An 18,831-nucleotide genomic window follows, 5' to 3' on the forward strand; every position below is an offset into this window, starting at 1 on the left:
GGCTGAACACTTGTCCGGGCGATCGCGTACTCCAGGGCGTTCGTGCTGAACTAACAGGTTCTCTGGGATACTGGATCACCCGCATGCGCGGGTGACGACGACGGTGAAGCGATTACTTCACCCGCGACTTCGTCCGATTTTCCGCGAGCCCGTCGCGCGCCAATTGGTCGGCGCGTTCGTTTTCGGCATGGCCGGCGTGGCCTTTGACCCAATGCCAGCGGACCTGGTGGCTCTTCAGCGCGCCGTCGAGACGCTGCCACAGATCGACGTTCTTCACCGGCTTCTTGTCGGCGGTCTTCCAGCCGTTGCGCTTCCAGTTGTGGATCCAGCTTCCGATGCCGTTCTTGACGTATTGGCTGTCGGTATAGAGATCCACCGTGCACGGCCGCGTCAGCGCTTCCAGCGCCGAGATCGCCGCCAGCAGCTCCATGCGATTGTTGGTCGTTTGCGGCTCGCCGCCTTTGAGCTCTTTTTCGGTGTCGCCGAATTTGAGGATGGCGCCCCACCCCCCGGGGCCCGGGTTGCCGGAGCAGGCGCCGTCGGTGTGGATGATCACCGGCCTGACTGCGTCCTCGCTCACGCCACCGCCCCTGCGATCTCGACCCCATAGTCGCGAATTCCGGCGACATTCTGCTGGAAGCGCAGCTTGCGGACGTATTCCATCGGGTCCTTCGGCTTGACCAGCGCGCCCTCCGGCACGTTGAGCCAGTCGACCAGGCGGGTCAGCAGGAAGCGCAGCGCGGCGCCGCGGGCCAGCAGCGGCAGCGCCGCCTGCTCGGCCGCGTCGAGCGGGCGCTCGCGGGTGTAGGCGTTCAGCAGCGCCCGCGCCTTGGTGACGTTGAAGGCATGATCGGCCTCGAAGCACCAGGCGTTCAGGCAGATCGCCACGTCGTAGGCCAGCAGATCGTTGCAGGCGAAGGTGAAGTCGATGATGCCGGAGACATCGTCGCCGATGAAGAACACATTGTCGGGAAACAGGTCGGCATGGATCAGCCCCTGCGGCAGATCGCTCGGCCACACCCCGCTTTCCAGGTAGCTCAACTCGGCAGCGAGGAAATCGCGCAGACCCGGCTGCACCTCGTCGGCGCGCGCTTCGGCTGCGGCGAACAGCGGCCGCCAACCGGCGACCGACAGCGCGTTCGCCCGCTTCATCGCAAAGCCGCGGCCGGCCAGATGCATTTTGGCCAGCGCCTCGCCGACGCCGGCGCAATGCACAACCGAAGGCTTGCGCGGCCACACCCCGTCGAGGAAGCCGATGATCGCCGCCGGACGGCCGGCGAGCGTCGCCAGAGACCGGCCTTCGCGATCGGCGACCGGCTGCGGGCAGTTGATGCCGTTTCCGGCCAGATGCGTCATCAGCGACAGGAAGAACGGCAGATCGTCGCGCGCGACGCGCTTTTCGTACAGCGTCAGGATGAAATAGCCGCGCGAGGTGTGCAGCAGGAAGTTGGAGTTCTCGACGCCTTCGGCGATGCCCTTGTAGGACAGCAGGTCGCCGATGTCGTAGCGGCTCAGGAAATCCGCGAGCTCGTCGGCGGCGACGTCGGTGTAGACCGCCATGTCGTGATCCGATCAGAAGGAAAAATCTGGCGGCTTCCTAGACCAAGACGGGGCGCGATGAAAGGGCGCCCCGGTGGAGGTCTCCGCCCCGGCCGGACTTATTCCGCGGCGTCGGGACGCAGCACCCGCGGCACCGGGAAGAACTCGTTTTCTTCCGCCGCCGACACCGTCTCGACCGACAGATCGAAGCGCTCGGCGAAGGCGCCCATGATCTCCTCGACGATCACCTCGGGCGCGGAGGCCCCGGCGGTGAGGCCGAGCACCTTGATGCCCTCGAACTGGCTCCAGTCGAGATCGGAGGCGCGCTGCGCCAGCACCGCGACCTTGCAGCCCTCGCGCTCGGCGACTTCGCGCAGCCGCTGCGAGTTCGACGAATTCGGCGCGCCGACCACGATCATGGCGTCGACCACCGGCGCGACCTTCTTCACCGCCGCCTGGCGGTTGGTGGTGGCGTAGCAGATGTCCTCGCGGTGCGGCCCGGCGATGTTCGGGAAGCGCTCGCGCAGCACCGCCACGATGCCGGCGGTGTCGTCGATCGACAGCGTGGTCTGGGTGACGAAGGCGAGGTTGTCGGGGTCCTTGGGCTGATACGCCGCAGCATCCGCCGCGGTCTCGATCAGCGTCACCGCGCCGGGCGGCAACTGGCCGAGGGTGCCGACCACCTCCGGGTGATGCGAATGGCCGATCAGCAGGATCTCGCGGCCGCGCTTGAAATGGATCGCCGCCTCGCGGTGCACCTTGGTGACCAGCGGGCAGGTGGCGTCGATCGAGAAGAAGTTCCGCGCCATCGCGTCTTCCGGCACCGATTTCGGCACGCCGTGGGCGGAGAACACCACCGGGGCCTTGGTGTCCGGAATCTCTTCCAGTTCCTCGACGAAGATCGCGCCCTTGGCGCGCAGGCTGTCGACCACGTATTTGTTATGGACGATCTCGTGCCGGACGTAGACGGGGGCGCCGTACATCGCCAGCGCCCGCTCGACGGTATCGATCGCCCGCACCACCCCGGCGCAGAACCCGCGCGGCGAACAAAGGACGATTTTCAGCGGCGGTTTGGCGAGCATTGGCAACGATCCGGGGGGCCTGGGCGCCGTGCAGAACCGGCGGAAAACGGGCGCACGCCATCGGCGCTGCGCATCGGACGAACGGTGTAGGAATTGGGCCGGGTTTAAGGCCCTGTCAAGGCCGGATCACCTGCACTTTAGCAAGGCTCCTTGCGCGGCGAGGCCCGGACGGCATATATAAGCGGCAATTCCCGTCATCCTCGACGACCCCGCCTTGCCTCAGGACGAATCCGGAGGGGCAAGGGACAAAGGAGATTTGCCATGAGCAACGCACCGCTGATGCCGAAGGCCACCGCCGTCTGGCTGCTCGACAACACGGCGTTGACGTTCGATCAGGTCGCCGACTTCACCAAGATGCACGTCTTGGAGGTCAAGGCGATCGCCGACGGCGACGCCGCCCAGGGCATCAAGGGCATGGACCCGATTTCGACCGGCCAGCTCACCCGCGACGAGATCGAAAAGGGCGAAGGCGATCCGGATTACCGCCTGAGGCTCGCCGAGAGCAAGGTGGTGCTGCCGCAGGCCGCCAAGAAGAAGGGCCCGCGCTACACCCCGGTGTCGCGCCGCCACGAGCGCCCGAGCGCGATCCTGTGGCTGGTGCGCAACCACCCCGAGCTGAAGGACGCGCAGATCATGCGCCTGGTCGGCACCACCAAGACCACGATCGCGAGCGTGCGCGACCGCACCCATTGGAACGCCGCGACCCTGACCCCGATGGACCCGGTGACGCTCGGCCTGTGCTCGCAGCTCGACCTCGACTTCGAGGTTCAGCGCGCCGCCAAGGAAAAGCCGATCGACCAGCAATACGGCGGCGCCACCCTGCTGCCGGCCTCCGAGACCACCCGCAAGGAAGCCGAATACGAAGCGGCGACCTCCGGCAAGAGCCAGGACGATCTCGACGTCGACGCGGTGTTCGCCAAGCTCAAGACCATCGGCGGCAAGAAGCAGGACGACGAGGACGAAGACGGCGGCTTCTGAGCCGCCCACCCTCACGGCCATCGCCCGCGCAGGCGGGCGACCCAGGATCCCAGAGCGCGTGTTGCTGACCGCAGGCTCTCTGGAATACTCGATCCTCCGCCTGCGCGGAGGATGACGGATGGAGCGCGTTGCCGCTCCGCGGCCGGCATCAGCGCGAAGCGCCCTCATCGCCCGCTCCCCGCCTTGCGCCCATCGCGCATCCGCTCGCCGTCCTGCAGCCGCGCCAGCGCCTGATCGCGGCGGCGGCGCTGCAGGTTGGTGTACAGCGTGTCGATCATCTTCCACTGCGGCTCGGTCGGCGGCTCCATCGGCACGACGGCGCAGAGCATCGGCGTGCGGCAGCCGCGCGCCCGGCGGCAGTCCTTCTTGGGGCAGCGCTTGTGCGCCTGCGCTTCATCTGCCAGCGCGCGCTGCAGCGCGCGGCGTGCCGCCAGCATGTCGGTTTCGAGCCGAAGCCGCGCCCGCTTGGCACTGGCCTGCTGCTCGAGTGCAACCAGCCGCGCGTGATCCCAGCTAAGGTATTCGGTCGGCCAAGTCGGCATCGCTCCCTCCTGATGTTGATACCAGCGGGCGCGCACGCATGCGGCGGCGTTGCCCGCAAAAGCCTTGCGTGAGTGATGGGTTCAGGGGGCCTCCGGTCGGCCATCGGGCCGAGGGAGGTGGAGCGCCGAAAGACGCGCCTTTGGTAGGACCCGCGGCCTCATGCCTCGGATCGCCGAAGCGCGAGCGCCGCGGAAACGTCTTTCGACGCTCCACCGTGGCGACTTTTGGCTGAAGGACCGTGCTTCCGGGACACGGCGAGCTTGCGGGCTTTCCCCGGCCTCTACCGTACCCGTCCAGCCTCTGTCGCGGCGGCCGCTCGTAGTAGCGGCGGACGGCGACCCTCAGCCTCCCGGAGGTACAGGGCGACGTCCACCCCACACCCGCAGGCGCCACACCCCGCCCCGCGACGACCAGCGTCCCGGCAACGCGCCCCTCGATGGGGCGGGATGAATGGGAATATAATCCAGGTACGGAATGTTGTCAAACGACAAGTCGGGAGGCCGTAGGCGATGAGCGCAGCGTCATCCGCTGTTTCCGTTGACGCCACGTACGGGGGTTAGGCATCGGCTAACCAGCCCTATGTGCTGAATTACACCGCGCCGCGATGCATAATGCGAATCTGCGACGAGTCATAGTTGGCCATCTTGACCGCGCTCACACCTTCTCGATACGCGTCACCAATACTTCGCCCTCTCACGAGGCCGTCGTAGAAGCCACGCGAAAACTCGATGGCCGCACCATCATCTATAGAGTCGTCCATTCCGATCGTAATCGGCGATATCGTATCCGTAAGCGACACAACTGACCCACAAGCATTCAGGATCACCGCCTTCGCACTACCCTGATTCTCAATAACTTCAGCGATAGCCTTCAGCGGAACCGGGGTGGAATTTCCTGACTCATCTTCAAATATCAAATTCTCCGAGTCGGAATGCCCAGCAAAATGAATAATGTCGTACTTTCCATCAAGTAAAGCCCGACGAAAATCCGTCGCGGTTGCCGCCGGAAGCGGCGCAAGTAACAACTTGAACGATCGCTCTTTTGATTTAGTTAGATCAGTTAGAATCTTATATTCGCCATGCACCCTGAGCGAATCTACGTCCGCCGGCGTGCAATACACAAAGAGAATTCTTACGGTATCAAGAATCTCACCAAGCTCTCCGACCAACCCATCCGTTCCACGGATATCGCTGCGACTATCGCTACCTAAACTCCGCCAGATTTCCTGGATTTGGTTCAGCAATCCATCGAGCTGAATCGGCTGTTTAGGCGTCCCCGGAAGTTGCGCAGAAACACTAATTGATAAGGCCTCCGACCTTAATCGTTCTGCAACTCGGGGGTTTGATTCAGCGACAGCATCTGCGATCTTTAGACACAAAGATACCAATGCTCGATTGGCATCGCCGCGATCGAAGGGGAGTTTCGATGTTAACCCTTCTAGTCCTCCAACCGACTCCAGAACTCTGTGTGCAACAATCTTCCCTTGCTCAGTAAACTCCTCAACATCGTTCAAGAATGGCAATTCTGCCTCCCCAATGGAAAGCTCCTTAGCCATTCGGCCGACAGTGGCCTCCGGAACAGCCGGACATACGCACGTCTTTGAACCACACTGAATGCAAAGCCCCGGAAATCGGGCGACAAACTCCTTCGAAAATGAAAACGAGAGCCCCTCTTGCGCGAGCCTCATCGTGTGCTCATTGGCAATACCCATGATATAGGAGAAGGTATCTGCAGCCTCGCCCAGGAAATATTTGGGATGTCGCTCAAACACCCTCACCGCCTCAGATAATTCGCCTAGCTCCTCAAGCAGACCGATAGTACTTCTTCCGTGCTCTTCCAACGACCGTGGATAGATTTGTTGGAACATTTCCTGCCAGCCGTCTAATGTCTTTGGCCTATTAGTCCAGTTTCTCTTATAGAAATTTTCGACCTCTTGATGATTGACCGTAGGGTTTGTTCCTCGCACGAGCTTGCAATCGACCTCCTTGTGAGGAGCCAATCTACAATAGGGGCACACCCCCGGAAATTTCCGAAAGACCAATTCCTCTACACTGCGCACTCGCATCTTCGCCAGTAGAGGAAAATACCAACCCAACGCCTTGCAGAGCGCATCAGTTACCTCAAGTCCTTCGCGCTTCTTCTTTCGATCATGGATCGTGAGCATCCCGCACACTTCAACAAAGTGAGCAAAGGTTGCCGTCGATGTTCTGTGGGTATTCTTATCGACGTAGATATAGGAGACCATTCGATACAACTCATCCAATGTGGGCTCCGCCGCGATAGATTTCATTTCAAATGCTCCAAAACACTCAATGGTTGCAGCATAGCAAAGCACAATTGACGCGCAAGTCACCCTACTCGACGATACCGGTTTCTGATCGGCAGCTCGTAGGGCGGATTAGCGAAGGGTAATCCGTCCTCTTCATTGGCGTCGCGCATCGGCGGGTTACGCCTTCGGCTAACTCGCCCTACGCTCTGATCGCGTCGCGGCGATCCTTGCCACAACGGCGAGATTCCGGGTTCGCTCGCCTCGCGAGCGCCCCGGAATGACCTGCTTAGCCTCAGTGTACAATCCTCTCTCCACGTCATTCCGGGGCGCGCGGAGCGCGAGCCCGGAATCCATACTCACTGTGGATGCTGTAAGGGCGCGGCGTTGCATCGGTGCGGCAAAACTCAAACGGCGGTGGTTATGGATTCCGGGCCTGCGCGCCGGTGGCGCGCATCCCGGAATGACGCGGGGAGAAGACGTCGTTTCGCGATGCTCTGGACATGCGAAGTGACCGCCCCCGCGTTGCTGCCATGCATTGACGGTCCGTGGGGCGGATGAGCGCGGCGTCATCCGCCGCCTTCACCGGCGTCGCGTATCGGCGGGTTACGCCTTCGGCTAACCCGCCCTACCCGCTGAGCGAGCATCATCGCCGCACCGAACGATTCCAAGCTCGGCGCATGGAAGCACGACCACGATCGCGGTAGTGTGCCACGCAGCTCAAACCGAGACCATGATGCGGATCACAACGGCGATCATCGAACGAGCCAGGCGCACCGCGAACGGGTTCAAGGATCTTGAGCTGGCGGCCGACGAAGTGATCGCGTCCGGCGATGCGGCGGGGGCGAAAGAGATTGCGGTGGAGCTGTTGCGATCCGAGGTCCATCAGGCCCGCTGTGTGGCGACGTTGATTCTCGGGCGTCTCGCGGCCTTCGACGGCGATGCGCTCGCCGTGCTGAAACAGCGCGTCAGCCTGGACGACGATTGGCGCGTGCAGGAGATTTTGGCCAAAGCGTTCGACCGGTTCTGCGCGGACACCGGCTATGAGGCCGCGCTGCCGACCATCCGGGAGTGGTTGTCGGCGGCATCCGCCAACACAAGGCGCGCCGTGACCGAGGGGTTGCGGATATGGACGGCGCGGCCCTACTTCCGCGCCCATCCCGAAGCCGCCGTCGCGCTGCTGTCGCCGCTGCGGAACTACGACAGCGAGTACCTGCGCAAATCGGTCGGCAATGCCCTGCGCGACATCAGCAAGAAGCACCCCGATCTGATCCGCAGCGAAATCGTGACCTGGGATCTAGATCACCAGGGCGTCCGACAAGTCCACAAGCTGGCCACGCGCCTCCTGACATCCGCCGCCGCCTGAAGCGCGTTCGGCGCGGACGGCTGGATCAGCCCGCAGGGCAGAGGAGCGTCGCGTCGTCCGTCGTCTTCATGGACGTCGCGCATCGGGGGGTACGCCTTTGGCTAACCCGCCCCACGCGCTTCGTCCCGCATTTCGTTCGACTCATGCGGACTCCACACTGGACTCACGACCCGCGTCGCCCTCACCCCAGCCCTCTCCCGCAAGCGGGAGAGGGAGCGTGCTGCGATCTGCGGCATGGCCCTTACGTCAAACTCGTAGGGGGCGGATTATCGCAGCGTGATCCGCCCTCTTCATGGACACCGCGCATGCGCCGGAACGCAAACGGCGGTGGTGATGGATTCCGCGCCTGCGCGCCGGTGACGCGCATCCCGGAATGACGCGGGGAGAGGACGTCGTGTCGCGATACGCTGGAGGTGCGGGGCGCCCTGCCCCCCGCGTCGCTGCCCCGCATTGACAGAGTCGCGCGATGCGATTGACACTTCGCGCATGGCTTATTTCTGGCTTCTGATCGCGATCGTGGTCACCGGCGGCGTGGCGGCGATCGTCAACGACACCGCCTATGGCGGCGCGCTGTTCGATTCCTCGACGGTGGTCAGCGTCGCGATGTTGTCGGCGCTGACGCTGTTCGTCGGCCGCGGCGTGCTGCGCCGGACCGGCACCAGCCAATGGCTGAACCACGCGCTGATCTGGGCCGCGATCGTGCTCGCGGTGGCGGTGGCGTATCGGCTGTGGCCGATGCTGAGCTGAGCGGCGGCTGGAAGCGGCAGTCGATCTTTGCAGCACGGCGGGATTCCAGGCTTCGCACGCGTTCACAAGCGCCGCGGAATGACTGGATAAGCGCAAGCAGATTTGACGCCGCGCAAGGCAAGCGCGGACGCGGCGCTTCTCAATGGGATCGGGAGGGCTAGCTGATGGGGTTGCTCCGTCTCGACCGGCGCGATGATGGCTGACGCTTCGCCATTGTACCGCTTGCTGTATGTCAGCGAGAATCGGATCGCAGGCGATGTCGCGGATGTCGGCCGCGAGATCGAGACGATCCTGAACGCCTCCCGCCGCCACAACCACAAGCTCGGAATTACCGGCGCGCTGATCTTCAATTGCGGGTTCTTCGCCCAGGTGCTGGAGGGGCCGCGCGATGCGGTGGAGCGGATCTTCGCGGTGATCCGCAAGGATCCGCGTCACAACAAGATCCAGGTAATTACCGCCGCCGAGGTCGAGGCCCGCGAATTCCCGGACTGGACGATGGCCTATATCGGCCGCTCGCCGAGCTGGGAGAAGGCGCTCGGCTGGATCAAGGACGACACCCATTTCGCGCCCGACGAACGCTGCGACCGGCTGTTCAAGATCGTGATGGAAATGGCCTACGATTCCGAGCTGTCGCCCGACCGGACCTTCGCGGCGCCGGGCAAGAGCTGAGGCGGTCGGCGCCTCACCCGCGCGGGCTCTGCGCCCGCAGGTAGTTCAGCATCCATTGCGCGGCGGGGCCGAGCGGGCGGGCGGCGAGGTGCGCGGCGGTCATCACCAGTTGGGCGGTGCGGTCCTCGAATTCGAGCGGCTGGATCAGCTTCAGCCGGCCGGCTTCGACATCGTCCGCCACCAGATGGGTCGGCATGCTGCCCCAGCCGAGCCCGGCCAGCAGCATCGCGTGCTTGGTGCCGAGATCGGCGAGCCGCCAGGTCTGGGTCGACAGCACGCCGTAGTCGCGCCCCTCGGTCAGCGCCGAGCGGTCGGTGAGCACGAGCTGGACGTAGCGGCGCAGCACGTCGGTCGGGATCGGCCCCTCGATCGCGGCGAGCGGATGATCCTGCGCCACCACCGGCAACAGCTGCACGGTGGACAGCGGATAGTGCTTCAGCGCGGGCTGGTCGCTGAACGGCTGCGGCACCAGGCCGATCACGCAAGTGCCGTTCAGCACCAGCTCGGCCGAGGCGCCGAGCGACTGCACGAAGATCCGCGGCGGCACCGTGGGGAAGGCGTCAGTGAAGGCGCGCAGCGCAGCGACCATCCGCGGCATCGGAAACATCGAGTCGAGCACCAGCGTCAGTTCCGGCTCCAGGCCCCCGGCCAGACTGCGGGCCTGATCGCGAAACGCCGCCGCCTCCTCGGCGATCCGCCGCGCCCGCGCCAGCAGCGCGCGCCCCGCCTCGGTCAGCACCGGCCGGTAGCCGGAGCGATCGAACAGCGACACCCCGATCTGCTGCTCCAGCTTCTGCACCCCGTAGGTGACGGCCGACTGCGCCCGCCGCAGCTTGCGGGCGGCGCCGGAGAAGCTGCCTTCGTCCGCCACCGTGAGCAGGAGCTGGATCTGGTCGAGGGTGAGGCTGTCGTTCATCATCGAAATTTTAGATGAAGATCACCAAGACTTCATCTCTTTCTTCAGGCGGCAGCGGCTCCTAAGTCAGGAGGACTGCCAAACTGGAGGACACCTATGATCCAACGACGCCTGCTGTTTCCGATCCTGGCCGCCGCGCTGGCCGTCGCGCCCGCCGCGTTCGCCGAGACCGCCCCTAAAGCCGGCGCCAACGCCCCGGCGGCGAAGACCGAGCCGGTTAAGGCGGAGAGCGGCACATATGCGATCGACCCGGACCACACCCAGGTCGGCTTCGTGATCTCGCATATGGGCTTCTCGGACTTCCGCGGCCGGTTCGGCGACGTCTCCGGCACACTGCAGCTCGATGCCGCCAACCCGGCCAAGAGCAGCTTCGACATCAAGCTGCCGACCGCCTCGGTGAACACCCCGGTCGACAAGCTGACCGCGGAGCTGACGGCGGCCGACTGGCTCGACGCCAAGGCGCATCCGGAGATCCTGTTCAAGTCGCAGAAGGTCGCTGTCACCGGGCCGCGCCAGGCCAAGGTCACCGGCGAACTGACGCTGCATGGCGTCACCAAGACCGTGACGCTCGACGCCCGGCTGCACGGCGCCGGCGTCAACCCGCTGAACAAGAAGGTGACGATCGGCTTCGATCTCACCGGCACGATCAAACGCAGCGACTTCGGCGTGACGAAATATGTGCCGCTGATTAGCGACGAGGTCCGCCTCGAGATCAGCGCCGCGTTCGAAAAGCAGAACTGATCGCCTCCCGCGCTCGCCGCATCCGGCGGCGGGCGCACCTGCCCTCGTCCGACAGAAGAAACGCCCCATGAGTTCGACGCTGCACGCTCCCCACCTCGACCAGTTGTTCGTCCAGGCCCGCACCCACAATGCCTGGACCAACAAGCCGGTGACCGACGACACCATCCACGCGCTGTACGACCTTTTGAAATGGGCGCCGACCGCGGCCAACAGCAATCCGGGCCGCTTCGTGTTCGTGCGCAGCACTGACGCCAAGGCGCGGCTGCTGACCAGCGTCGCGCCCGGCAATGTCGACAAGGTGAAAGAGGCGCCGTGCTGCGTGATCGTGGCCTACGACACCGAATTCCACGACCTGCTGCCGCAACTGTTTCCGGCGCGCGACATGCGCAGCGGCTTCGTCGGCAAGCCGGAGCTGATCACCGAGACCGCCAAGCGCAACTCGTCGCTGCAGGGCGCCTACATGATCCTCGCCGCCCGCGCGCTCGGGCTCGATGCCGGGCCGATGTCCGGCTTCGATCAGGCAGCGCTCGACGCCGAGTTCTTCCCCGACGGCCGTTGGAAATCGAACTTCCTGTGCAATATCGGCTACGGCGATGCCGAGAAGCTGTTTCCGCGCAATCCGCGGCTCGCTTTCGAGGACGCCTGCCGCGTGCTGTGACGCGGCGCTGATACCTTATCTTTCAGGGAGATTGCGACGATGCCCCGTCAACCCACCATCTTCCTGTCGCACGGCGGCGGCCCCTGCTTCTGGATGGAGCCGCCGCGGCGGTTCGGCCCGCACGCCTATGACGGATTGCGCAGCTATCTGTCCGGCGTGCTCGCCTCGCTGCCGGCGCGGCCGCGCGCAATCCTGATGGTGTCGGGCCATTGGGAGGCCGCGCTGCCGACCGTCAGCACCTCGGCGGCGCCGCCGATGCTGTTCGATTACTACGGCTTTCCCGAGCACACCTATCGGCTGAGCTATCCGGCGCCGGGAGATCCGGCACTCGCCGCGCGGGTGCAGCAGCTGCTCGGCGATGCCGGCATCGCCACCGCGACCGATGCAGCGCGCGGCTTCGACCACGGCGTGTTCGTGCCGATGCTGATCGTCGATCCGGAGGCAACGATTCCGGTGGTGATGCTGTCGCTGCAGCAGGATCTCGATCCCGTTCAGCATCTAGCGATCGGCGCCGCGCTGGCTCCCTTGCGCGACGACAATGTGCTGATCATCGGCAGCGGCAACAGCTTCCACAACCTCTCGACCTTCTTCGACGGCCAGGAGGCCGAGTCGGTGGCGTTCGATCACTGGCTCACGGAAGCTGCGACCGCGCCCGATGCCGCGGTCCGCAACGACCTTCTGGCGCAGTGGGCCAGCGCCCCCGGCGCCCGCGCCTGCCATCCGCGCGAAGAACATCTGATCCCGCTGATGGTCGCCGCCGGCGCCGCCGGCCCCGACCAAGGCCGCCGCGTGTTCCACGACGCCATCGGCAACAAGCGGATCTCCGGCTACGCGTTCGGGTGATTGACACCGTAGGATGGGTTGAGCGCAGCGAAACCCATCCTCACGATGCAGACGACGGAGCGATGGGTTTCGCCTGCGGCTCAACCCATCCTACGAACTACTCGACGCGCTCGTGCACGCGACCGCCGCAATCTCCACCGCATCTTCCTTCGTAACAACTGCGAGATTCCGGGTCTGCGTGCGGTCGCACGCATCCCGGAATGACGGCGGGTGGAGAGGAGCACGTTTGGCTCCACCGAGTCATTCCGGGGCACGCGCGTCAGCGCGTGAGCCCGGAATCTCGCGCCACGCACACGCGTAGGATGGGTTGAGCGCAGCGAAACCCATCATCACGACGCAGACGACGGAGCGATGGGTTTCGCCTGCGGCTCAACCCATCCTACGAACTCTTTCCTGACGAGCCGCGCGGTCCCCACGCATGCACGCCCCATGCACCCTTGTGCGCGGGCGGGGTGCCGAGATAGCGCAGCGCCGGCATCTCGTCGAAGATCCGGCGCTCGCGCGGGTTCTTGTAGATCACGTAATACTCGGCGCGGCGCAGCTCGAGCAGGTTGTCGCGCACCCGCTGCATGATCTGGTGCGAAAACGGGTTGAACAGATACAGCACGAACGGCTCGTCCTGGAACGCGTAGGCGCCGGCGTCGCCGTGCACCACCGAGATGGTGTCGAAGCCGGCCGCCGCGGCGTTGGCCTTCGCGGTCTGCGCCAGCTCGTCGGCGAATTCGACGCCGACGCAGGATTTGAAGCCGAGCTCGGCGGCGACGATCAGCATCCGGCCCTTGCCGCAGCCGAGATCGACGAAGCGATACAGGCGCGGATCGAGCCCGATGAACGCCACCGCGTCGCCGAGCACCGACGGATCGCTGGCCTGATAGCGCTCGCCGAAACGGCGGCTGTCGTGGCCGATGGTGAGCCCGTGCAGCTCGACGATGGAACGGGTGTCGGTGCCGTATTTGGCGTCCCAATCGATGGCAGTCCGCTGCGCGTCGCGCCCGGTCAGCAGGTCCAACAGCTTCGAGAACGACATCGCCTCGCCTCCCGGGTCTTCAGCGTTTGGTCGATGTTGCGCAGGCCAGCGGCGGCGTTACGCTAATCGGCGGGCGGCGCGATGTCGCTTGATTTCGCGCAAATCATGCGCGCGAGCAGACTGGGCGGCTCGGGGAGCTCATGCCGGAGACAAGCGACAGCGCGGCGGCCTTGCGCGACGCCGGAGAATGGACGCCGATCGGCGGCCAGGCCGGCTCCAATGCCGGCGGCCTGTTCGCCGACCCGCAAGGCCGCGCCTGGTACGTCAAAACTCCGGCGAGCGACGCTCACGCCCGGAGCGAAGTGCTGGCCAATCGTCTGTATCGGCTCGCCGGCACCAACGTCGCCGAGGTCGAGCTGGTGCGGCGCGGCGGCGGCCTTGCGGTGGCGAGCGCAATGCTGCGCGGCGCCTCGCTCGGCGAGGCACTGGCCTATCCGGAGAACGGCGTCGCCGCGGAGGTCTGCCGCGATTTCGCGGTCGATGCCTGGCTGGCCAATCGCGATGTGCTCGGCGTCGATCTCGACAACGTGCTGGTGACGCGCGACGGCGGCGTGGTGCGTATCGATCAGGGCGGCGCGCTGGCCTATCGGGCCCGCGGCGCGCGCAAGACCGACTTCGGCGCCGAGGCGATCGAATTCGACACGCTGCGCGATGCCCGCGCCAACGCGGTGGCGGCGAGTGTATTCGGCGCGATGAGCCGGCACGCGCTCGCCGCCTCCGTCGCCAAGGTGGCGCGGCTGACCGAACCCGCGATCGGCGCGGTGGTCGGCGATGTGCTCGGCGACACCGACGAGGCGCGCGTGCTGACCGCATTACTGCTGGCGCGGCGCGCCGATCTGATCCGCCGCGTCGCCGCCAGCGGCGCAGCGATCAACCGCGTCCGCGCGTTCGACACCATGGAGGAGTGATGGCGCCGCTGCGCACCAGCCAAACCCATCCGTTACAGATTGCCGAGGTGCGCGCCGGGCCGACGCTCGGGCGGATCGGCATCACCTTCTGCCCCGGCAAGCACGACGCCTCGGCGCTGACCGGCGGCTGGGCGCGCGATCTTGCCGCCGATCTCGACGCGATCCGAAGCTGGGGCGCGCGGCTGGTGATCACGCTGGTCGAGCCGCGCGAATTGGAGCTGCTGAAAGTGCCGGAGCTCGGCCTCGAGGTGGAGCGCCGCGCGATGCAGTGGCTGCATCTGCCGATCCCGGACTATCACCCGCCGACGGCGGAATTCGAACGGCGCTGGGACACCGAAGGCCGGCTGATCCGGCAGCGGCTGCGCGCCGGCGACGACGTCCTGGTGCATTGCAAGGGCGGGCTCGGCCGCGCCGGCATGATCGCGGCGCGGCTACTGGTCGAGCTCGGCGTGCCGGCGACCGAGGCGATCGCACAAGTCCGCGCGGTGCGTGGCCGCGGCGCGATCGAAACCCGTGCGCAGCAGGCGGTCGTCGAGCGGGCGCAGCCGATTCCGTGAGCGATGCGCGCCGGGCGCGATCCGCCGCAGCGGCGTTTTTCCGCAGCGCGGGACCGAGTCAAAGACGCTGTGCGGTCGATTCGCTACATCCGCGGCTTCAGGCGCAAGCCGCGCCACAACCGGACCGTCCCGATGAACGAGCTGCCGACTCCCGCCCCGCCGATGCCGCTGATCCGCAAGGGCTTCCAACTGATCGAGAACACCTTCCTGCTGCTGATCGGCACCTTCGCCGTGGTGGCGATGGCGCAGGAAGTCTACGAAACCGTGCTCAACGTCCGCGTCACGCTCAAAGAGCTGCTGCTGATGTTCATCTATGTCGAAGTGATCGCGATGGTCGCGGTGTACTACGAGAGCAAGAAGATCCCGATCACGCTGCCGATGTTCATCGCCATCACAGCGATCTCGCGGCTGTTGATCCTGCAGGGCAAGGACCAGCCGCCGGCGAACCTGCTGTACGAGAGCGGCGCGATCCTGATCCTGGCGATCGCCTGCGCGGTGATCTCGTATCGGCCGCCGCGCCATGGCGGCCACGGGCAGAGCCACGGCAAGCAGCATGAGCCGAACCACCCGGCCTAGCCGTCCCAGCCGCACCGGCAGTACCGGCAGTACCGGTCGCTCGCTGCGCGCCCATCCTTGCCGCTGATCGCGGACACGCTGTCCGGCATGAACCGGACAGCGGTCCGTGTCATGTCAAGTTGACAAGAGAGGGTGTCACGATAATGTGACCGAGCGAGAGAACGATGTGATCGGTACGCTACCGGACGATGGGTGGCACGGTCACGGAGGTCTCAGCCGGGACCAAACGGTCTGCGGGATGGCGCGGCAGCCTTCGAGGGGGGTGGTCGCGGACAGTCCAGCCGGATCGGGCGTCCCGGTCGCTGCTAGCAGCACTGAAGCGTGCGATCCGCACGCAATGATCGAAGTCTCTCTGGAGGTTTTACAATGGCAGACGATCCGAACAAGGTCTGGCCGACCGGTCTGACGATCGCGGAGTCGGAAGAGCTCCACAAGCATGTGATAGACGGCACGCGCATCTTCGGTGCGATCGCCATCGTCGCGCATTTCCTGGCGTATGTTTATTCGCCCTGGCTGCACTAAGGAGTATCGAACATGAATCAAGGTCGCATTTGGACCGTCGTGAACCCGGGCGTGGGCCTGCCGCTCCTGCTCGGCAGCGTCACCGTGATCGCCATCCTGGTGCACTACGCTGTTCTCAGCAACACCACCTGGTTCCCGAAGTACTGGAACGGCGCCACCGTCGCCGCCCCGGCCGCTGCGGCGCCGGCGCCGGCCGCTCCGGCCGCCAAGAAGTAAGCCTTTTACTTCTTCGACGCTGACAATACGCCCGTCGTTGCCCCTCGTGCGGGGGCACCGGCGGGTGTTTTGTTTGGGCGGTGCCGGATCGCCCGGCCAACCGATGCGAAGCACCGAGTCCCACACGACGAATTCCCGCGCGACGACTCGCTGCGGTTGAAATCACCCGGCCTCGGCGTTGCCGATCCCGACGAAAGCCGCGGCGCCGGGTCAGCTCCCTTCCGGCAGTTTGGATTTGCTCGAAATCCGGCGTTGTCGCGCAGGCTTGACGAATTGCAATAACCGCTGCGCCGCAAGGGTTTCTGCGTTCATGACAAGTCCGTAAGGTCACGGAAAAATCGCCTCCGTCACTGCAACTTCATCGCCGCTCCGCACTTGGGCCGCAATGGCTCGACATGGTGCCCGCCGCAACTGAAGGAGGTCACGATGACTGCCAACGAACCGCCGAAATTCGATCCCGAATACGTCGCGACGCTGCGCGAAGTGCTCGATATCGCGGTCGAGCAGATCGCAGCGGAGCACCGCACGCCGGCCACCAAGGCCATGATGGCGCAAATCATCGTGCAGAACGCCGCGCGCGGCGTCACTGACGCACACGAGCTGGTCGACGACGCGGTGCGTGCCGGCGCCGACGGCGCACCATAGTCCACCTCTCACGCCTGCCCCTCGCACGCGTCGCGGCCGTCCGCGGCGCGTTTTGATTCGGGGGGGCGTGATGGCGCAGAACGCCCCTCACGCTCCTCCCCACCCGCTCGCCAAACAGCACCGTCATTCCGGGATGCGTGCGGAAGCACGCAGGCCCGGAATCTCGCAGTGTTCTGCGGGGCGCGCGAAGCTGTCCATCACGGGCGACCGCTTGCTTATGACGTCATCCCCGCGCAAGCGGGCGATGACGGGTGTTGTTAGTTGCCTGCGCGAGATTCCAGGTTCACGCGCTGGCGCGCGTGCCCGGAATGACTGTGAGGGGAGACAGCGGCACGGAATGAGGCGGACGCGGAAGGCGTCACCACCGGAATGCCAACGCCCAAGGCGCGGGCGCGAAAAGCCTGGCGCTACTCGCCCCAGGCTTTGAAGGCTTCGTTGAAGGCGCGCTCGCCGGGGCCGCCTTTTTCGATCGCGATGATGGCGCGGCGGCCGTTGCTGTAGACGATCGGCACGTCGAACCAGGAGCGCTCCTTGAGGAGCTGCAGGTTGCGCGAGCGATCGGCTTCGACGTTGCTGAGGCCGACCAGGAAGAAGCCGTCGGTGACCTTGACGGCGAGCCCGGCGAGCGGCGTGCCGCGCGATTGCTCGTTCGACTTCATCAGGATGCCGGGCACGTTGGACACGCCGCCGCCCTGGAAATCGGCCGGCAGGATGAAGGTCAATTCCGCGGTGTGGCTGGCCGGCAGTGACGAGTCGGTGTTGCGGCGGAACGACATCGTCATCTTGAACTGCCGCTCCGGCACGTCGATGTCGGCGCGCACCGCGAGGTCGGCGCCGCCCTTGGGGCTTGCCCCCTTCACCTGCTCGGTCTTCCACACCACCGAGCCGACATATTGCTTGCCCTTCGGATCGCTCGGATCCTCGTCGTACAGCACCACGCGCTGCGCCACCGGGGCGGCCTGCTCGGTCGACGGCTGACCGACACGGTCGGTGATCTTCGGCCGCTCGGTCGGCGCTGCCGGCGTCGCCGGGGCAGCCGTCTCGGTCGAGGGCGACGACCGCATCAGCGTCATCAGGCTGGTCACAACACCCGGTCCCCAGACCAGGCCGGCGCCGATCAGCATCACCAGAACGCCGACGACCAGCGCGATCCGCAGCGGGAATTTCGACGGCCCGCGCACCGCCTTGCGCTTCGGCTCGGCCGGAGCCCGCGTCGCGGCGGCCGGCGGCGCATAGCGCGCCGCCTCGTCGATCGATTCATCGTAGGAATACGCCGCATCCGGATCGGCGCGGTTCTCCATCGTCGGTTCGAGCCGATCGAATTCCGGCGACGGCGCGACGTTGGCGTAGGTCTTCCGGGCGGCACGGTTGGCCTGTGCGGCCGCATTGCCGAGCCCGTCGAGATCGGCGGTGACGTCGCTGAAGCCGCGCAGGCCGGGGGAATTGGCCGGCGGAGGCGGCTGGTTCGGCGGAGCGGCGCGACGCGGCGGCACGGCCGGGCCACGGCCGGGCAGCGCCGGCTCCGGCGGAATCGGCGGCGGATCGACCCGCAGCGTGCGGGACGGACGCGGCTCGGGAGCCTCTTCCGGGATCGGCGCATCGTCCGGCGCGCGCGGGCGCACCGCCTGTGGCAACTCCGGCTCCGGCATCGCGCCCGCCGCAGCGCCGCGATTGACCTGGGGCGGCGGATCGCCGGGACGGCCGAGCGGACGGCTGGAAGCGCGCAGCGCATCGCCGGGTCGCGGCGCATCGGCGGGACGGCCGCGGCCCTTGAGTTCGGCACGGGCGGCATCGCGGGCGCGCTGTGCGGCCTCGGACTCGACCTTGCGCACGGCCTCCTCGAGCGCCAGGCGCTCGCGGGTGATTTCGGATTCGGTCAGCGGCGGCTGCACGCCGCGCAATTGCGCGATCAACGCGGCGCGGGCCCGCTCGTAGATCGCGCGCCGTTGCTCGCCGGGAGCACTCGGGTCCAGACTCGCGATAGCGCGTGCGATCAGCGGATAGTAATCAGCCATCTCGACTCAATTTTCGA

General features: G+C 65.8%; 21 protein-coding genes. 13 read left to right on the forward strand and 8 right to left on the reverse strand.

Translation table 11 applies throughout. From position 1 onward, the window contains the following. Window positions 1–112: 112 nt before the first annotated feature. The 3 genes from rnhA to ispH form a co-directional block, all read right to left on the reverse strand. Complete coding sequence (gene rnhA, locus M9H71_RS18710; RefSeq protein WP_164606946.1) at window positions 113–580, reverse strand: ribonuclease HI; 468 nt, start codon at window positions 578–580, stop codon at window positions 113–115. Further along, a complete protein-coding gene (locus M9H71_RS18715; RefSeq protein WP_455406440.1) occupies window positions 577–1,560 on the reverse strand; it encodes a homoserine kinase in 984 nt (327 codons plus the stop codon). The genes rnhA and M9H71_RS18715 overlap by 4 nt, the downstream gene beginning before the upstream one ends. A 98-nt stretch (window positions 1,561–1,658) precedes the next feature. Continuing rightward, a complete protein-coding gene (ispH, locus tag M9H71_RS18720; RefSeq protein ID WP_455406441.1) occupies window positions 1,659–2,621 on the reverse strand; it encodes a 4-hydroxy-3-methylbut-2-enyl diphosphate reductase in 963 nt (320 codons plus the stop codon). Window positions 2,622–2,882: 261 nt separating this feature from the next. Between ispH and M9H71_RS18725 the strand changes: the two genes are divergently transcribed. Further along, window positions 2,883–3,599, forward strand: coding sequence for a DUF1013 domain-containing protein (locus M9H71_RS18725; protein WP_455406442.1), 717 nt, complete (start codon window positions 2,883–2,885; stop codon window positions 3,597–3,599). Window positions 3,600–3,763: 164 nt separating this feature from the next. On the opposite strand, the gene M9H71_RS18730 is transcribed toward M9H71_RS18725, so the two are convergent. Beyond that, complete coding sequence (locus tag M9H71_RS18730; protein ID WP_455406443.1) at window positions 3,764–4,141, reverse strand: hypothetical protein; 378 nt, start codon at window positions 4,139–4,141, stop codon at window positions 3,764–3,766. A 590-nt stretch (window positions 4,142–4,731) separates the two neighbouring features. Next, the gene (locus M9H71_RS18735) at window positions 4,732–6,432 is read right to left on the reverse strand and encodes a CHAT domain-containing protein (protein WP_455406444.1); all 1,701 of its coding nucleotides are present in this window, start codon (window positions 6,430–6,432) and stop codon (window positions 4,732–4,734) included. Between the two features lie 712 nt (window positions 6,433–7,144). On the opposite strand from M9H71_RS18735, the gene M9H71_RS18740 reads away from it, so the two are divergent. The 3 genes from M9H71_RS18740 (at window position 7,145) to M9H71_RS18750 (ending at window position 9,190) form a co-directional block, all read left to right on the forward strand. Then, complete coding sequence (locus M9H71_RS18740) at window positions 7,145–7,774, forward strand: DNA alkylation repair protein (protein WP_455406445.1); 630 nt, start codon at window positions 7,145–7,147, stop codon at window positions 7,772–7,774. Between the two features lie 486 nt (window positions 7,775–8,260). Beyond that, window positions 8,261–8,521 (forward strand): hypothetical protein, encoded by a 261-nt coding sequence (locus M9H71_RS18745; protein ID WP_455406446.1) that lies wholly within the window; start codon window positions 8,261–8,263, stop codon window positions 8,519–8,521. A 195-nt stretch (window positions 8,522–8,716) separates the two neighbouring features. After that, on the forward strand, window positions 8,717–9,190 hold the full coding sequence (locus M9H71_RS18750) for a BLUF domain-containing protein (protein WP_455406447.1): 474 nt from the start codon (window positions 8,717–8,719) through the stop codon (window positions 9,188–9,190). 13 nt (window positions 9,191–9,203) lie between these two features. On the opposite strand, the gene M9H71_RS18755 is transcribed toward M9H71_RS18750, so the two are convergent. Further along, entirely contained in the window at window positions 9,204–10,106 is a 903-nt protein-coding gene (locus tag M9H71_RS18755; protein ID WP_455406448.1) for a LysR family transcriptional regulator, read from the reverse strand. 96 nt (window positions 10,107–10,202) lie between these two features. On the opposite strand from M9H71_RS18755, the gene M9H71_RS18760 reads away from it, so the two are divergent. The 3 genes from M9H71_RS18760 to M9H71_RS18770 all read left to right on the forward strand — a co-directional run bounded on the left by M9H71_RS18760 (window position 10,203) and on the right by M9H71_RS18770 (window position 12,348). Beyond that, entirely contained in the window at window positions 10,203–10,847 is a 645-nt protein-coding gene (locus tag M9H71_RS18760) for a YceI family protein (protein ID WP_455406449.1), read from the forward strand. A gap of 67 nt (window positions 10,848–10,914) precedes the next feature. Next, a complete protein-coding gene (locus M9H71_RS18765; RefSeq protein WP_455406450.1) occupies window positions 10,915–11,505 on the forward strand; it encodes a malonic semialdehyde reductase in 591 nt (196 codons plus the stop codon). Between the two features lie 39 nt (window positions 11,506–11,544). Further along, complete coding sequence (locus M9H71_RS18770; RefSeq protein WP_455406451.1) at window positions 11,545–12,348, forward strand: DODA-type extradiol aromatic ring-opening family dioxygenase; 804 nt, start codon at window positions 11,545–11,547, stop codon at window positions 12,346–12,348. A gap of 379 nt (window positions 12,349–12,727) precedes the next feature. Here the strand turns inward: M9H71_RS18770 and M9H71_RS18775 are convergent, their stop codons facing one another. Next, complete coding sequence (locus tag M9H71_RS18775) at window positions 12,728–13,375, reverse strand: class I SAM-dependent methyltransferase (protein ID WP_455406452.1); 648 nt, start codon at window positions 13,373–13,375, stop codon at window positions 12,728–12,730. A 140-nt stretch (window positions 13,376–13,515) separates the two neighbouring features. Between M9H71_RS18775 and M9H71_RS18780 the strand changes: the two genes are divergently transcribed. The 6 genes from M9H71_RS18780 (at window position 13,516) to M9H71_RS18805 (ending at window position 16,799) form a co-directional block, all read left to right on the forward strand. Then, on the forward strand, window positions 13,516–14,283 hold the full coding sequence (locus M9H71_RS18780) for a type III effector HopAG1 (RefSeq protein WP_455406453.1): 768 nt from the start codon (window positions 13,516–13,518) through the stop codon (window positions 14,281–14,283). After that, window positions 14,283–14,840 carry a cyclin-dependent kinase inhibitor 3 family protein gene (locus tag M9H71_RS18785; protein WP_455406454.1) on the forward strand — a complete coding sequence of 186 codons (558 nt, stop codon included), beginning with the start codon at window positions 14,283–14,285 and terminating at the stop codon, window positions 14,838–14,840. Before M9H71_RS18780 ends, M9H71_RS18785 begins: the two co-directional genes overlap by 1 nt. A 132-nt stretch (window positions 14,841–14,972) precedes the next feature. Beyond that, on the forward strand, window positions 14,973–15,416 hold the full coding sequence (locus M9H71_RS18790) for a phosphate-starvation-inducible protein PsiE (protein ID WP_455406455.1): 444 nt from the start codon (window positions 14,973–14,975) through the stop codon (window positions 15,414–15,416). Window positions 15,417–15,782: 366 nt separating this feature from the next. Further along, complete coding sequence (gene pufB / locus M9H71_RS18795) at window positions 15,783–15,938, forward strand: light-harvesting antenna LH1, beta subunit (protein WP_011157052.1); 156 nt, start codon at window positions 15,783–15,785, stop codon at window positions 15,936–15,938. A gap of 12 nt (window positions 15,939–15,950) precedes the next feature. Beyond that, window positions 15,951–16,154, forward strand: coding sequence for a light-harvesting protein (locus tag M9H71_RS18800; RefSeq protein WP_455406456.1), 204 nt, complete (start codon window positions 15,951–15,953; stop codon window positions 16,152–16,154). 426 nt (window positions 16,155–16,580) lie between these two features. Then, window positions 16,581–16,799, forward strand: a complete 219-nt coding sequence (locus M9H71_RS18805; protein ID WP_455406457.1) for a hypothetical protein — start codon at window positions 16,581–16,583, stop codon at window positions 16,797–16,799. Window positions 16,800–17,206: 407 nt separating this feature from the next. On the opposite strand, the gene M9H71_RS18810 is transcribed toward M9H71_RS18805, so the two are convergent. Beyond that, window positions 17,207–18,814 (reverse strand): hypothetical protein, encoded by a 1,608-nt coding sequence (locus M9H71_RS18810; RefSeq protein WP_455406458.1) that lies wholly within the window; start codon window positions 18,812–18,814, stop codon window positions 17,207–17,209. Window positions 18,815–18,831 lie beyond the last annotated feature (17 nt).

The sequence above is a fragment of the Rhodopseudomonas parapalustris genome (assembly GCF_053772255.1).